Source organism: Pseudomonas sp. LBUM1664 (assembly GCF_059695895.1).
Genome location: NZ_CP166791.1, coordinates 3,580,220 through 3,595,865, shown reverse-complemented (window position 1 = coordinate 3,595,865; position 15,646 = coordinate 3,580,220). Strand labels below are relative to the sequence as shown.

Sequence of the window (15,646 nt, the reverse complement as noted above, 5' to 3'; positions counted from 1 at the left end):
GGTTTGAGGCGTTCACCCCGATAACAAAAACAGCTTTAGCTGCCCGTTTTTTGGCGTCAAAACATAATTTCGTCGTGCGGTATTAAGCCCGCCTCGTATTAGCCGATACCCCTGTAGGTGCGGTTATTTCCGGATCGCCGAGGGTACGTCATGTTTGATAAAAAGTTAAAAAAAGAACTGACGGCTAGGACAGCCGAATTGGCAACATACAAAGGATTAGTCGGCGCTCTGGAGCGGTCGATGGCCGTGGTCGAGTTCAGTCCGGATGGCAAGGTACTGCGCGCCAACGAAAACTTCTTGAAAACCATGGGATACCGTGCCGATCAGTTGGCCGGCTTGTCTCATCGAGATTTCTGTTCCTCCGCGCTGACGGGCAGTGCTCAATACCGCGAATTCTGGAACCAGTTGCGAAGCGGAAAATTCGTTTCCGGTACTTTTCAACGACGCGGCGGGCAGGGTCAGAACGTATGGCTGGAGGCCAGTTATAACCCTGTGGCGGACGAGCGTGGTCAAGTCGTCAAAGTGGTCAAGTACGCACTCGACGTTACTGCCCGGGTCGTGAGTGAGGCAGAAACACAAGGCAAGCTGTCAGCACTTGATCGTGCAATGGCGGTGATTGAGTTCGATTTGGGCGGCAACGTCTTGACCGCCAACGACAACTTCCTAAGCGTTATGAATTACTCGCTGGCCGAACTGAAGGGCAAACACCACCGAATGTTTTGCGAGCCAAGCCTGGTCAGCAGTGCGGAGTACAGCGATTTCTGGCGTCGCCTCAACGCAGGTGAGTTTTTCAGCGGTCAATTCAAGCGTATTGGCAAGCACGGTAGGGTCGTTTGGCTGGAGGCGAGCTACAACCCCGTCTACGACGCCGAAGGCAAGTTGAGCAAGATCGTGAAATTTGCCAGTGACATCAGTGAGCGGGTAGAGAAATTCGAAGAAGATTCACGTGGCGCTTCTCGTGCATACCACATCTCCGCCGAGACCGAGAAAGTCGCAGAGCAGGGCGCACAGGTTATCCAGCAGACGGCCAAGGAAATGCGCCTGATTGCTGACAATATCGGTGTATCCGGGCGTTTGGTTGGGCAGTTGGGTGCTCGCTCGGAAGAAATCACGGCGATCGTCAATACCATTCGCGGGATCGCCGATCAGACCAATTTGCTTGCGCTTAACGCGGCAATTGAAGCGGCGCGGGCTGGCGACCAGGGGAGGGGGTTTGCGGTTGTCGCCGACGAGGTTCGGCAACTGGCTGGCCGTACAAGCCGTTCGACGTCTGAGATTGCCGAGATGATTGGCATGATCCTTTCAGAAACCCGTGACGCTGTCGCGAGTATGAATGTGACCCATGAAGGCGCGCTACGGGGCGTCACCCTGGCAGACCAGGCCGGCTTGGTTATCATGCAGGTCAGAGCCGGGACGACGGATGCACTCGAAGCGGTGAGCATGTTCGCGTCCAAGCTCGATGAGTCTGAAGTCATCCCCAAAACGGCTGTCGGCTGGGTCGGCTGATGTAAGCTCAATCCTTATGCTTGACCGGGTGCAAGGTCTGGCCGGCCCCTACTTTTTCAGGGTCGGCCGCCAGATTCTTGCGCGCCTTCAATCCCTTGTGGGAGCCGAGCCGTTACCCTTTAGGTCGATCTATTTGACCCATTCAAGCAATACGGCGCGCAGTTCAGGTGGTCGCACCGGCTTGGCCAAAACCGAGATATTCAGGCTTTGCAGTGACTGGCGTATCCGCTCGATCTCATGCCCGGTAATGACCAGCGCAGGGACTTCCCAGCCACGCTGCTCGCGTATTGACGCGATGCACTCGGAGCCCGAGACCTTTGTGCCCAGGTCGAAGTCGGCGATGATGATGTCGCAGTCACTGGAAAGCCCTTCTCCATCGCTGTGGGTTTCTACCGCGCAACCCCATTTTTCCAGCAGCGCCGAGGTTGCCATCAAGACGTTCGCGTCGTCTTCTACCAAGCACACCCGCAACCCGCTCAGGCGGCTGTAGGCGGTTGCCACCTTGGGTGCCGTGGCCCTTGGTGCCGCTTGCTCCAGGCCGCTGATTGCCACCTTGGTGCCCTGTCCGACCCTGGAGTGGATGTGAATATCGACATCGAGCATCTGGCTGATGCGCTTGACGATGGACAGTCCGAGGCCCAGCCCTTCGACATCCTTGTCACGTACGTGGCGCACCCGGTAAAACTCCTTGAACACCTCGGGTAAATGCTCGGCGGCGATGCCGCGCCCCTTGTCGTAGATCACCACGGCCAGGCCCTTGTCCTGGCGACGCACGCCGATCAACACCGGTTGGCCCGGCGCATATTTGAGCGCATTGGACACCAGGTTCTGAACCATGGTGGTCAGCAATCCAGGATTGACGTTTACCCAGTAAGGACAGGCGCGCAAGCGCAACTCGACCCCCGCCCAGCGCGCCGCCTCGGTGTTCTGCTTGACGACGTCCTGTAGCAACGCGCCCAGATGCACGGGTTCGGATTGCGGTTCAAGCTGCCCGTTATCGAGCGTGTAGATGTCCAGGATCGAACGAAACAGCTGTGAAACGATATGCAGCGAGCGGTCGATGTTATCGACCAGGCGCAACTCTTCCAGGCCCAGCTTGGCATCGCGCAGGCAGGCGGTGAACAGGCCGATGGAATGGATCGGTTGGCGCAGGTCATGACTGGCCTGGGCCAGGAAGCGTGACTTCTCCTGATTGGCCAGGATCGCCTCCTCGGAGGCAATGCGCGTGCGTTTAAGCAGGATGTGCGCATAGGCCGGCACCACAATAGTGGTCACGATCAGCATGAGGAACATGTAAGGCTGGGTCTGCCAGAACGAATTGAGACAGAAAATCAGCACTAAGGTCGACAATGCGATGACGGTCGCCAGCGCCAGGTATCGGGAGCCGAAGCGCATGCCATTGCCCAACGTGACCCAGAGCAGCGCCGCGTAGATCGGTAATGCGCCTTCGCCCCCCACGACCATGGCAAAAGCGATTCCGGTGTAGTCATGGAGCATGGCGAACAGGCGTCGCCAGAAGAAGTGCCCCGGCTTGCGCTTGATGATCAGGCGAAAGAAGACCGATACAACGATGAACGTCGAGATATAGATGATGATAGGCACGTAGGCCGCGGCCTTATCGGGGTGGAGGCTGGCCAGGATGACGATGTACACCAATGCGCAGGCGCTGACGATCAGGCGTAACGTGGCTTGGTCGAGTTCGCTGTTCTTGTCCACAGACTTTCAACCTCATCAATCCCGGGTAGGTATTGGGCGCGACGCATTGGCCAAAAACGGGTTATCCGTTAAAAAATAGCGCCTGGCGCATCCGTACTATTCAGCACTTTATCCAGGTCGATAGATTCTGTGGAGGGCATCACTACCTTGGGCATGGGAGAGTCGAACTGATGGACAGCACCCGGGGATGTGCCGTGATGGGCGGTACCTGGAAAGGGTGATTGAAGTTCTGCGTGGGCACACTACTGTGTTCCCGCCTGGCGGCTCGGCTTGCCCACGTGTCGTGGCTGAATATAACGTCAGTGGACAAGCCGAACGGGTCGGTTATCTGCGGTTTTAATAGACCCGGTAATACTTGACCACATCGTCTACGAAATAAACTATCAGCACGGTCCCCTCGGTTTTGTTCTGGGCCGTTTTTGTGCCCGTGACGCTACTGACGTCATCGGCCACGCCCTGCGCTTTCGATACTTGTGCCGAGGTGTCATACATCTTCAGGCTCGTCTCGGTCGAGACATATTTATGAGCCAGCTTCATGTACTTATCGAGGCCTTCTTCACGTTTGTCGTACGTCCAGTTCGACTCGTTGCTGGTGCTTGTCGAGTCAAGCTCTTCGCTCGTGGGCGCGCCAAACAATTGAGATACTTGGCTTTTTGTGGTCTTGCCCGGAATGATCGCTTGCTTCAGATAAGCGATCTCGTACTTTTTGGCGCCTGGGTTCAAGGAGTTCATCAAGTCGCCCGTATTGGCGCAGCCGCTGAAGAACCCAGCCAACATGCACAGGGCCAATCCATTTCTAAGTGCTTTTCCATATTTGAAGGACATAGAGACTTACCTTGAGTTTGTTTTCAGGACCGTTCCATTCTTCGACCGAACAAGCGGCGAAGCTGGCCCAGCGTTGCGTACACCATTCGATCTGTTTAACCCATCGGGTTCGCAAGCCACAGAACATCCCTACGCGCGGTTATTTGCCCGGCGTACAGTTCATTGTTGGATCAATAGTGTTGGCTGCTTGCGTCAGCCTTTTGTGGAGCGTCCATAGCGTAGGGCGCCAAGGCGGGCTGACGCTATAGTACAAGTGTGCTATGGCTTTGGTGAGGGTGGGAAAGCTGAATGTTCCTGTGATGTTGGGGCCGATATACGGTTTAGGTATTATTTTTTTCTGGCCATCCGCTACTGACTGGAAAGTTGGAAAATTGAGCCGCGGCAGCGGCACGAGTAGGAACATCCAGGGCTTTGAGCAAGCTGGAAACGTGGATGCGAACAGTGAAGGGGGAAATGCCAAGTTCTTTGGCTATTTCTTTGTTGGTTTTGCCTGCGGCGATGAGGGCAAGCACTTGTCGTTGGCGGGCTGTCAATTGGGAAAGCGCGTCTGACTCGTTCAGGATCGAATGTTCCGAGTGGTATTTAACAACCACTTCGCCTTCACGAATCGCCATGATGGCTTCGGCAATACCTGCGGGGTCGACATTCTTTCCGATGAAACCGTCAGCGCCCAGTGACATGACCTGGGAAATAATATCGATGTCATCAATCATTGAAACCACAATGATCGAGGTGCGTTTGAACTCGTTGCGTAATTGGCCTATTACTTGCAATGACTTGATGCCGGGAAAGCGCAAATCGAGAATCAGCGAATCAATCTCCACGCCAGACCGCGCGAGCACCAGCATGTCGTCAAGGTTACCCGCTTGTTCTATCGTGGCATTGGGCAGAAGTCGTTCAATGGTTCTTAGCATGCCCTCGCGAAACAACGGATGGTCATCGGCCACTATTACTCTGCACGTCATGCTCAAGATCTCCTGATCTTCAAGTCCGCGCATCGTAACCTAAACGTACTGCTGTGTTTCAGGGCTGAGACAATCTTTCATGTTGGGATAACACAATGAATATGACAGAAAAAAACAGCGAGCTCGATCAAGCGACATTGAGATTGACGGTCAGTACCTGCGCCTCACTCTATATCGTTGTGGTGGCTTGTCTTCCCTCCAGTGACTTCGCGACTTATGTACCTATCATGTGGTACATGGCCTTTTTCATCAGCGTCGCGGTTCCACTGCGTATGGCAATCAAGCGCTGGCCAGGGCACTTTTTCTGGCGTCGGCTCTTTGCTATGACGCACGACTACTCGGGTATCGCTTTCGCCATGGTCGTGGGTGGGGAGGGCGCGCTACCGGTATACGCCGCCTTGCTTTGGGTAACGTTGGGTAACGGTATGCGCTTCGGCTCGCGCTATCTGGCTGCCGCGACGCTGATCGCGCTGGCGATGCTGGTGATGATTTTCCTGCTCACGCCGTTCTGGCGTGGCCAGCCCTACATGTTCCTGATGTTGATTGTGACCACCATCGTGGTTCCTGCTTACGCGCATATCTTGTTGACGCGCACCCGCATCGCTTCGGAAGAGGCAATTGCCGCAAATCAGGAAAAATCCCGGTTCCTGGCCCAGGCCAGCCATGACTTGCGCCAGCCCATCCACTCAATCGGGCTGTTCACTGCCTGCTTGCGCGATGCCCGACTGGGTACGGAAGAGTTACGCCTGGTCGACAACATTGATCGCTCGCTGCATATCGTTTCACAGCTGTTTCGTTCGATCCTGGACATCTACACGCTCGATAACGGGCAGCTTGAACCGCAATCCGAACCCGTGCATCTGGGCGCGTTGCTACAGGACGTCGTCAAACAAAACACCGAGGCGGCGCGCTGGGCGGGGGTCGAACTGCGTCTGCGGCCTTGTCGGCACTGGGTTAATGTCAATGCCGGCCTGTTGGCCACCATGGTGCAGAATCTGGTCTCCAATACGCTCAAGTACGCTTCAGGCCAACCGGTATTGATCGGCGTGCGTCCAAGAGGAAGCGGCCTGGCCATCGTCGTGTATGACAAGGGCCGTGGCATCGCCGCCGAGCATTTACCCGAGGTGTTCAAAGAGTTTTACCGTGTGCGCCACGTACGCGACAAGGACGTTGAAGGCCTGGGGCTCGGACTGTCCATCGTCAAGCGCATCAGTCATCTGATCAGTTTGGATATCCAGTTGCACTCCAGGCTCGGCAAGGGCACTCGTGCCATGATCCAAGGGTTGGAAATGGTGGCGCCAAGGGCCGTGGTGGACAGGCCAGCGCCCACGCAAAATCGTTTGCATGGGTTACGGGTGTGTCTGGTCGAGGATGACGCCAACGTGCTGATGGCGACGTCTGCGCTATTGGAAAGATGGGGGTGCCAGGTCGAAACCCACAGCGATGGAGTGGGCGTGACCAGCGAATGCGACATCATCATTGCCGACTTCGACCTGGGTACGAAGGTCTCGGGCTCCGAATGCATTGCAGCGATTCGCGAACAGCGTGGCTGGGAAGTGCCCGCGATGATCATGACCGGTCATGAGATCGAAAGAATTCGCCACGCGCTCAATCATATGAATATTTCAATCCTGGCGAAGCCCGTGCGGCCTCCGGAGTTGCGGGCGACCTTGCTCGACCTGACCAAGAACTTCGCCAAACAGGCCTACTAATCTGTGGGTTGACGATCAATCATGCCAGCATGAGTCATCGACGACTCATCACGTAGCGAGGGAGCAAATTCGATGGTTTCGCAATGGAACGGGCAGGTAGCGTTGGTCAGCGGGGCGGGCAGTGAGCGAGGGATTGGTCTCGCGATTGCGAAACATCTGGGCAGCCAGGGCGTGAAATTGATCGTCACGGCCAGCAGCGCTCGCATCCTTGACCGAGTGGCTGAGCTGCGTGCGGCAGGATTTGAGGTAGAAGGACGTGCCGCAGACCTCACGGATGAGGGGCAAGTTCTGGCGCTTGTCGCCTGGGCTGAATCGGTATGGGGACGGATCGATATTCTCGTAAACAATGCCGGCCTGACCGCTCAGGGCCAGCCGGAACCCTCGGACGATTTGGCGGACATGAGTGTTGAAACCTGGAATCTCTCTATCGCCCGGAACCTGACCACGGCCTTTCTGCTGACGCGCGGCGTTTTGCCGGGGATGCGCAGCCGGCGTTACGGCCGTATCGTTCACGTCAGCTCCACCACGGGTACGCGAGTCGGCAATCCGGGCGAAGCCGCTTACGCAGCGGCCAAAGCGGGTATGGTGGGGATGAACAAGAGCCTGGCCCTTGAGGTCGCCCGCGATGGGATTACCGTGAATACGGTGGCGCCGGGATGGATTGCGACCGGTTCGAGCACGCCTGAAGAGCTCAATGCAGCGAAGTACGTTCCCGTTGGTCGGGCGGGCCGTGCGCAAGAGGTCGCTGCAGCCGTTACTTTCCTGGCATCACCCGAGTCGAGCTACATTACTGGGGAGTTGCTAGTGATCGATGGTGGCAATTGCCTCTTGGAGAATAAGGCGCCTGGCGGTCGTTAGAGTGCCATGGATACTCGCCAGAAAATGCTTGAGCCTGCCTGGATGTGCGAACCAAAGGTTACGAGACGCTGAGTTTTTATGAACTCGCAATGCGAATCGGGATCAAGACTCCAGCATTGTAGTTTTATGAAAAGTATCCGTAGCTACATTTAAAAGGATTTATCCGAGCTGGGATTGCCGACTCAGGAGAATAATTCTGGGTCGATGGACAGCAAGGGCGTTTCAGCCGGGCGGATTGAGGATTAAGTCATGTCAAACATTGAAGAGCTTCCCAGGGAAACCCTGGCGCCGAGCGAGTACGAAAGTTTAATTTCGATAGGAACAAGTGCGCTTGATGCCATTCCTGGTGCGGTTTACCTCTGCGATCGCGAGGGTTGGCTTGTCAGGTACAACAGTGAAGCGGCCGAGCTGTGGGGAAGAACGCCAGTACTGGGGCAGAACGGAGACCGTTTCTGCGGCTCGCATCGGATTTTTTTGACGGACGGTACGCCGCTGGCTTTTGACGACTGCCCGACGGCCTTGGCGCTCAACGCAGGCGTCGCGGCGCGCAATCAAGAAGTGATCATCCAGCGTCCGGATGGGTCACGGTTCGTGGCGCTGATGAATATCCGGGCCCTTAGAGATCGGCGGGGGGCCATTGAAGGCGCGATCAATTGTTTCCAGGACGTCTCGGCGCACCACGCCATGGCCGAGGAACTTCGGCGCAAGAGTGCCGACCTGGAAGACTTCTTCGAAAATAGCGCCGTGGGCCTTCACATTGTGAGTGGCGAGGGCGTTATCCTGCGTGCCAATAAGGCTGAGCTGTCCTTCTTGGGCTACTCGGCGCACGAATATATTGGCCGCCACATTACGGAGTTTCATGTGGATGCGCCGGTTATTGGCGACATCCTCAATAAACTGGGCAGCGGCGATTGTCTGCAAAGCTATCCGGCGCGTTTAAAGGCCAAAGACGGTTCGATCAAGCATGTCACGATCACGTCCAATGGGCGTTTTGAAGACGGTAAGCTCTTCAACACGCGCTGCTTCACGGTCGATGTGACCTGTGTCCATACGGCTGAGACAGCGCGCCAAGAGAGCGACGACAGGCTTTCGGCTACGTACGAGGCGGCCACGGTAGGTATTGCCGAGGTCGGCATCGACGGTCGTCTGCTGCGTGTGAATGACGCCATTTGCAACATGTTGGGCCGGTCCCGCGAACAGCTTCTGGCAATGAATTTTTCGGACTATACCCACCCGGACAGCGCCGAGCAGGACGCTGTGTTGTACGCGCGCCAGGTTGCCGGCGAACTGGATAAGTATGTGCTTCGCAAGCGCGCTTTCAAGCCTGATGGCGAGATTGTCTATCTGGACATGCACAGTTCGTCTGTGCGAGACCCTAGTGGCGGGTTCCGCTATGGCGTGCGAGTGATTCAGGACGTCACGCTGGCGCAGCGGATGGAGAGCCAGATTCGCGAAAGCGAGCGGCATATGCGCAATCTTCTCGAGGCGCTGCCGGCTGCGGTTTATACGACCGACGCTGAAGGCCGCATCACGTTCTTCAATCGGGCGGCTGTCGAGTTGTCGGGTCGAACGCCTCAATTAGGCGATATGTGGTGTGTGACCTGGAAGCTGTTTAACACCGACGACAGCCCGCTTCCCCACGAAGAATGCCCAATGGCGCAGGCCTTGAAGGAAAACCGGCCGATTAGAGGTGTCGAGGCTGTCGCAGAGCGGCCCGACGGTAGCCGTGTGCCGTTCACTGCCTGTCCCACACCGCTCCATGACGCCGATGGTCAGTTGGTGGGCGCGATCAATATGCTTGTAGACATCACCGAGCGAAAGCAGGCGGAGGACAGGCAGAAAACCTTGATTGACGAACTCAATCATCGGGTCAAGAACACCTTGGCCACTGTGCAATCCTTGGCCGCCCAAACGGCGCGCAATGCAGAGGACGCGAAAGACGGTTACCAACGTTTCGAATCAAGGCTTCTGGCGTTGTCTCGGGCCCACGATCTTCTGACGAGGCGGCATTGGGGGCATACCCCCCTGGACGCCCTTGCCCATGAAGTGCTGATGCCGGTATTTGGGCACGAACCTGGGCGGATCTTGATCGAGGGTGTGCCTATCGACGTCAGTACCCGAGTAGCGCTCAATCTCACGATGACCCTCAATGAACTGGCGATCAACGCGCTTAAATACGGCGCAATGTCAGTCGAGACAGGGACGCTTTCAGTGACCTGGACCGTGCAACCGCAATCGAACGGAGCGTTGCTGACCCTGGACTGGCGCGAGCAAGGTGGACCGCCGGTGTCTGAGCCGCAACGCGAAGGGCTGGGCTCTCGGCTGATGAAGCGCTGCATCGAGCGCGACCTGGGTGGCAAATTTGACCTTGGCTTCGCCCCGGAGGGCGCCTTCTGCCGCTTCGCGTTTTTTATCCGAGCGAGCGAGGCATGACCCCATTTGTTGGAATCAGGGTGCTCGTTGTCGAGGACGAAGGCGCGATTGCCATGATGATTGAGGAAATGCTGGAGGAGCTCGGATGCCAAGTGGTGGCATCAGTGGCCCAGCTCGCCGCAGCGCGTGAAATGGCCAGTGTGGTGGAGGTCGACCTGGCCATTCTGGACGTCAACCTGGCCGGCGAGCGTGTTTTCCCGGTTGCCGACATTCTGCGCGCTCGCGCCATTCCATTTCTATTCAGCACTGGGTACGGCGCCAGCGGGTTGCCGAGTGAATTTGCCCAATGCCCTGTGCTGCATAAACCGTTTTTGCAAAGCGCTTTGCAGCAAAAAATGGCGCTTGCCCTGACGCGTTGACATTCAGCTGTGGACGGCCTTCTACCTCGCTCTGGAGATTCTCGCGCCAGTGTCTCTGGGCGCGGCCATTCCATTTTATGAAACAGTGGATTGCAGTTTGTGCTTATTCCTCCTTAGTCGCTTTGGGAAGAACATAGCCCCACCTGCAATGCACTCCTCTGCAAGAGGCGTAGCGCAGCCCCCTAACCGTAGCGCACTGGCACAGACTGCAATGCCGCGAGCGCGAGGAGCAGCTGATGGACGTAGCCTCGAAACCACAACCCTCGCCCTGGCATGAAGGCGAGCTGGCGTTGCAGCGCTCCGTCGGGGCGGTGGACATGATGGCCAGCGTCGGCCAGCGGCAAATGTCACGGACGTGGATGCCGGACCAGCACCGTGAGTTCTATGCCCAACTGCCCTTTGTGGTATTGGGTGCGGTGGATCGCCAAGGAGACGTGTGGGCGACCCTGCGCACGGGGCAGCCCGGCTTCATGAGTTCGCCCGACCCGCAAACCTTGCACATCAACCTCGAGCCGCAGCCGAGCGACCCGGCTCAGGAGGGCATGGGCGAGGGGGATGCCATCGGTATGTTGGGTATCGAGCTGCACACCCGTCGACGTAACCGCATGAATGGCAATGTGCGCCGTCTGCTCGACCATGGGCTCGAGATTTCGGTTCGTCAGGCCTACGGCAATTGCCCGCGCTACATCAATCTGCGCCAGTACACCTTTGTCGAAGAGCGGGCCGCCGCGGCCCTCCAATTGGCCCCGACAGACCCGCTGATACGTCGCTTGATCACACAGGCCGATTCGTTTTATGTCGCAACCTATGTGGAGCGCGATGACGAGCGGCAGGTCGATGCATCCCACCGTGGCGGCAAGCCCGGTTTCGTGCGCATGGATGAAGACGGGACGCTGACCATTCCGGATTTTTCCGGAAACCTGTTCTTCAACACGCTGGGCAACATCCTGCTGAATCCGCGTGCAGGACTTGTGTTTATCGACTTTCAGACTGGCGACCTTCTGCAAATGAGCGGTTCGGCGCAGGTGCTGCTGGACGCCCCCGAGATTGCCGCGTTCCAAGGCGCTGAACGACTATTGCGCTTCACGCCGCAGCGCATCGTTTACCGCCAGGCAGCGGTCCCGTTGCGCTGGAAGAAGCAGAACGAGGGTGACTCGCCCAATTCATGGATGACCGGGAGTTGGGAGCAAGTCGCTGAACGCCTGCAGGCCGAAGTTCTGCGTACCCACTGGCGGCCGCTGCGGGTCACTCGCGTGGTGGATGAGAGTCACAACATTCGCTCTTTCTATCTGCAAGCGACCGATGGGGCTGGTTTACCCAGGTTTGAAGCCGGACAGCACTTGCCCGTGCGGGTTTTGCTGCAAGGACAGAAAGCGCCGGTGATTCGGACCTATAGCGTATCCAGCGCGCCGTCGGATGATTTCCTGCGCATTAGCGTCAAGCGCGAGGGTTCGGTGTCTTCGCACCTGCATGATCAGATCCAGGTGGCGGACGAAATTGAAGCGCGTGCGCCTCAAGGGCATTTCACGGTTCAGGCCACCGAGCGGCGTCCGTTGGTACTCCTGGCGGCGGGTGTTGGCATTACCCCGCTGTTATCGATGTTGCGGGAGGTGGTTTATCAGGGGCTGCGCATCAATCGCCTGCGTCCGGTCTGGCTGGTACAAAGCGCGCGTGTGGTGGCCGATCTGGCATTTCGTGAGGAAATCGACGCGCTGGTGGCTCGCGCCGGGGACAAGGTGCGGGTACTGCGCATGGTCAGCCAACCGTCCACCGAGGCGGGTGCGGGCAAAGGTTACGACACCACGGGCCGGATCGATGTGGAGCTGCTCAAGAAACTGCTTCCACTCAACGACTACGATTACTACTTGTGTGGGCCGGGCAGTTTTACCCAAGCGCTGTATGACGGCCTGCGGGGGCTGCGCATTCCTGACGAGCGCATTCATGCGGAAACCTTCGGCCCGTCCACGCTGGTCCGTGATATCGAAGTCAGCGTGCCAGCGGCGCAGCAAGTGCCTGCGGCGAGCGAGGCGGTGAAAGTCTTGTTCGCCACCTCGGCCAAGGAAGCACGCTGGGAGCCGGGCAGTGGAACCCTGCTCGAACTGGCCGAGGCGCGCGGCCTGAGTCCGGAGTTCAGCTGCCGCGGCGGCTCTTGTGGCACCTGTAAAACCCGCTTGAGCCGTGGCCAGGTGCATTACCTGAATGCGCCGGCGCAGCCGTTGGCCGAAGATGAGGTACTGATCTGTTGCGCAGTGCCCGCGCAGGGCAGTGAGCCGCTGGTGCTGGAGGTTTAAGGGGTTGGCAGATCAGGGGGCATCCAGTCAGGCCGGATGCAGCCGCTGACTATTACGCGTGCTCTCGCTGACTCGGGCACTGAGGCTTCGTTTGTGCTAAATGTTCTGATCGGTCGACGCCAGCTTGCTGGCAGCCAATTTCTCTAAACGCTACTTAAGGGAATGATCATGAGCCTCCACGGCCATTACGATCCGCAGAACATCTTTGCACTAATCATTCGCGGCGACGCGCCGTCGTACAAGATTTATGAAGACACCGATGTATTGGCCTTTCTGGATATTTTTCCTCAATCTCGCGGCCACGTCCTTGTGATTCCCAAGGCGTCCCAGGCTCGAAATATTCTTGATGTCGAGCCCGCTGTCCTTGGGGCGATGATGTCTGCCGTGCAGCGGCTCACTCGCGTCCTCGTGGATGAGTTGCAGCCGGACGGTGTGCAGGTCGCGCAGTTCAATGGTGCTGCGGCCGGGCAAACGGTCTACCACATTCATGTGCACATCATCCCTCGTTGGGAGGGCGAAGAGCCGGGCGCACATGGACGGGGGAAAACCGATCCCGAGGCGCTCAAAATTCTGCAGGCACGCTTGGTTGAGCGAGTCGGTTCAATGGACTAACACTGACAGGAGCACCCAACCTCGTGGCTAATTAAGGACAGTGGCGGTGATTGATCGAGTTTCAGCGTCAACGGCGCAAGCCGGGTTGGGCATCAGCCTGCAGACCCGGCTCATAGCCTTTGTCGTGGCCGTAACGTTCTTCATGGAGAACCTGGATGCCACGGTCATTGCCCAGGATGGCTTCGGATTTTGATGTCAGCCTGGCCGACATGAACCTCGGGATCACCGCCTACCTGCTGGGCATAGCCGTCTTGGGGCTGTTGGGTCTGGTCGATGTCTTGCGACTGCCCAGCAATGCCGGCGAGAGCGTCCTGAAAAAGAGCTGAGGGGTCAATTGGTTTCAGACATGGCCCATCACTAACGTAGCGCGCGTGCCTGTCGGGAGGCGATTTTCCAGCCTGACTTGCCCCCCCAACCGATCGGCGATGGCTTTTACGATGGCCAGTCCCAATCCGGCACCTTGATCATTTCCGCGGCTGTAAAAGCGCTCGAGGAGCCGATTGGACTCCGATTCGTCGATTCCCGGGCCTTCGTCTTCGACAGATAGCTCATAGTGATTGCTGTTTTTGGCCAGGCGCACCGTAATCAGTCCCTGAGCAGGGGAGAAGTTGGCGGCGTTGGTCACCAAGTTGTTCACGGCAATGTGGATGTCTGCCGGGTCCACCCTGACCGGTTCGATTTCGTCGCTGGCATCGAACACCAGTTCAAGCCCTTTGCTCAAAAGCCAAGGGGTCAGCTGAACCAGGCTTTCTCGGACAGTGGCGGTCAGATCGATGAGTGGCGTTATGTGCGCCCCGGTTTTCGGTTCGATACGCGCCATGGTCAGCAATTGGTTGACCAGTCGGCTGGCACGGTCAACGCCGGCGATCAGGTGTTCAAGTGATTCGCGTCGTTCATGTTCGGTGCCGGCTTCCAGCAGATTTTGCGCGTGCACCCGCAGCACGGCCAGAGGGGTACGCATTTCGTGGGCTGCGTCGGCGATGAAGCGCCGTTCGCGTTCGAGTACGTCCTGGATTTGCGCAAGCATGCGGTTGAGCGCCGCCTGCATCGGTTCCAGTTCGCTGGGCAGGGGTGTCAGTTGCAGTGGCTCCAGCGAGCCACTGTGGCGCGCGCGTAGGGTCGATGCCATATCCGCCAACGGTTTGAGCCCCCAGCCGATGGCCAGCCAGACCATTGTCGCCAGAATCAGGCTGCCCAGCACGTTCGGCCACAGGGTATGGCGCACGATGCGATCGACCAGGTCCGCCCGTACGTCATCACGCTCACCGACCCAAATGTTCAGGCCGTTTTGTTTGTCTTTGAGAACGAAGGCTCGCCAGTGACGGTTGTTCAAATCCACCACGTCACTGAAACCAGGTTGGTCCGGCGGTGCTCTGAAGGAGGGGGCGCTGGCGGTATGCACCATCACTTCGCCCTGGGTATTCCACACCTGGAAGGCGATTTTGCTTTCGTAAGGATGGCCGTCACCCCGCGGCATTGCTTCGCCCAATGCGGTGTTGAACGCCCGATACAGATCGGCGTGTTCCTTGCTCGCCAGCGGCATATGCATCACGCCCTGCAGCAGACGGGCATTCTGTGCCAGTTGTGCGTCATAAACCTCGGCGATTTCATGATTGCTGTCGTGCAGGTTGAGCACGCTGATCACTGCCAGCCCAGCGAGCATCAGGCCGATGATCAGGGTCAGTGTGCGGCGGCGAATCGAGGTCATCGACTTTCCTCCACCAGATACCCCACACCGCGAACGGTGCGGATCAGGTCGGTGGAGAACTTCTTGCGCAGGTGATGGATGTGCACCTCAAGAGTGTTGCTTTCGGCTTCTTCGTTCCAGCCGTACAGCAGTTGCATGAGCTGATCACGGGTCATGACACGACCTGGGGGCGAGAGCAATTCGTGCAGCAATTGATATTCCTTGGGCGTCAGCACCACAGGCTTACCCAGATAACTGACCTGTTGGGTGCCGGGGTTGAGGCTGATACCAGCGTGTTCGATCAGCATTTGTGCGCGTCCGGCACTGCGCCGCAGCAGGGCGCGCAAGCGGGCCTTGAGTTCGGCCAGGTCGAACGGTTTGATCAGGTAGTCGTCGGCACCGGCGTCCAGCCCCGCGATGCGGTCTTCGGTCGCATCGCGGGCAGTGAGGATCAACACCGGCAGGTTGGAGCCGCTATCGCGCAGGCGGCGCAGTACTTCGAGCCCGTCCATGCGCGGCAGACCGAGATCGAGCACGGCCAGGTCAAAGGTTTCGCTGAGCAGGGCGTGCAAGGCGCTCTTGCCGTCCTTGAGCCAGTCGACGGTATAACCTTCGCGCCCCAGGGCCTGATGAATGCCTTCGCCAAGCGCCACATCGTCCTCGATCAGTAATAAACGCACAC

General features: G+C 57.9%; 12 protein-coding genes and 2 pseudogenes. 9 read left to right on the top strand and 5 right to left on the bottom strand.

Going from position 1 to position 15,646, the window contains the following annotated elements; genetic code table 11:
• Positions 1 to 150 precede the first annotated feature (150 nt).
• Positions 151 to 918 (top strand): annotated as a pseudogene (locus ACA047_RS16655) (PAS domain-containing protein); the annotation flags it as partial.
• Positions 892 to 1,506 (top strand): methyl-accepting chemotaxis protein, encoded by a 615-nt coding sequence (locus tag ACA047_RS16650; RefSeq protein WP_497360396.1) that lies wholly within the window; start codon positions 892 to 894, stop codon positions 1,504 to 1,506. The pseudogene ACA047_RS16655 and the gene ACA047_RS16650, both read left to right, overlap by 27 nt.
• A 129-nt stretch (positions 1,507 to 1,635) precedes the next feature.
• On the opposite strand, the gene ACA047_RS16645 is transcribed toward ACA047_RS16650, so the two are convergent.
• The 3 genes from ACA047_RS16645 to ACA047_RS16635 all read right to left on the bottom strand — a co-directional run bounded on the left by ACA047_RS16645 (position 1,636) and on the right by ACA047_RS16635 (position 5,012).
• Complete coding sequence (locus ACA047_RS16645; RefSeq protein WP_497351081.1) at positions 1,636 to 3,222, bottom strand: ATP-binding response regulator; 1,587 nt, start codon at positions 3,220 to 3,222, stop codon at positions 1,636 to 1,638.
• 336 nt (positions 3,223 to 3,558) lie between these two features.
• On the bottom strand, positions 3,559 to 4,047 hold the full coding sequence (locus tag ACA047_RS16640) for a hypothetical protein (RefSeq protein WP_497351079.1): 489 nt from the start codon (positions 4,045 to 4,047) through the stop codon (positions 3,559 to 3,561).
• Positions 4,048 to 4,367: 320 nt separating this feature from the next.
• A complete protein-coding gene (locus tag ACA047_RS16635) occupies positions 4,368 to 5,012 on the bottom strand; it encodes a LuxR C-terminal-related transcriptional regulator (protein WP_497351077.1) in 645 nt (214 codons plus the stop codon).
• A 101-nt stretch (positions 5,013 to 5,113) separates the two neighbouring features.
• Here ACA047_RS16635 and ACA047_RS16630 point away from each other — a divergent pair, with 101 nt between their 5' ends.
• The 7 genes and pseudogenes from ACA047_RS16630 to ACA047_RS16600 form a co-directional block, all read left to right on the top strand.
• Positions 5,114 to 6,724: an ATP-binding response regulator gene (locus ACA047_RS16630; protein WP_497360394.1), complete on the top strand. Its 1,611-nt coding sequence runs from the start codon at positions 5,114 to 5,116 to the stop codon at positions 6,722 to 6,724.
• A gap of 72 nt (positions 6,725 to 6,796) precedes the next feature.
• Positions 6,797 to 7,582, top strand: a complete 786-nt coding sequence (locus ACA047_RS16625) for an SDR family NAD(P)-dependent oxidoreductase (protein ID WP_497351075.1) — start codon at positions 6,797 to 6,799, stop codon at positions 7,580 to 7,582.
• A gap of 249 nt (positions 7,583 to 7,831) precedes the next feature.
• Complete coding sequence (locus tag ACA047_RS16620; RefSeq protein WP_497351073.1) at positions 7,832 to 10,015, top strand: PAS domain-containing sensor histidine kinase; 2,184 nt, start codon at positions 7,832 to 7,834, stop codon at positions 10,013 to 10,015.
• On the top strand, positions 10,012 to 10,374 hold the full coding sequence (locus ACA047_RS16615; RefSeq protein ID WP_497351071.1) for a response regulator: 363 nt from the start codon (positions 10,012 to 10,014) through the stop codon (positions 10,372 to 10,374). The genes ACA047_RS16620 and ACA047_RS16615 overlap by 4 nt, the downstream gene beginning before the upstream one ends.
• Positions 10,375 to 10,610: 236 nt before the next feature.
• Positions 10,611 to 12,665, top strand: a complete 2,055-nt coding sequence (locus ACA047_RS16610; RefSeq protein WP_497351069.1) for a 2Fe-2S iron-sulfur cluster-binding protein — start codon at positions 10,611 to 10,613, stop codon at positions 12,663 to 12,665.
• 168 nt (positions 12,666 to 12,833) lie between these two features.
• Positions 12,834 to 13,277, top strand: a complete 444-nt coding sequence (locus tag ACA047_RS16605) for an HIT family protein (RefSeq protein ID WP_497351067.1) — start codon at positions 12,834 to 12,836, stop codon at positions 13,275 to 13,277.
• An 85-nt stretch (positions 13,278 to 13,362) separates the two neighbouring features.
• A pseudogene (locus ACA047_RS16600) lies at positions 13,363 to 13,528 on the top strand (MFS transporter); the annotation flags it as partial.
• Positions 13,529 to 13,617: 89 nt separating this feature from the next.
• On the opposite strand, the gene ACA047_RS16595 reads toward ACA047_RS16600, so the two are convergent.
• Complete coding sequence (locus tag ACA047_RS16595) at positions 13,618 to 14,985, bottom strand: sensor histidine kinase (RefSeq protein WP_497351065.1); 1,368 nt, start codon at positions 14,983 to 14,985, stop codon at positions 13,618 to 13,620.
• Positions 14,982 to 15,644, bottom strand: coding sequence for a response regulator (locus tag ACA047_RS16590; RefSeq protein ID WP_497351063.1), 663 nt, complete (start codon positions 15,642 to 15,644; stop codon positions 14,982 to 14,984). The genes ACA047_RS16595 and ACA047_RS16590 overlap by 4 nt, the downstream gene beginning before the upstream one ends.
• Positions 15,645 to 15,646 lie beyond the last annotated feature (2 nt).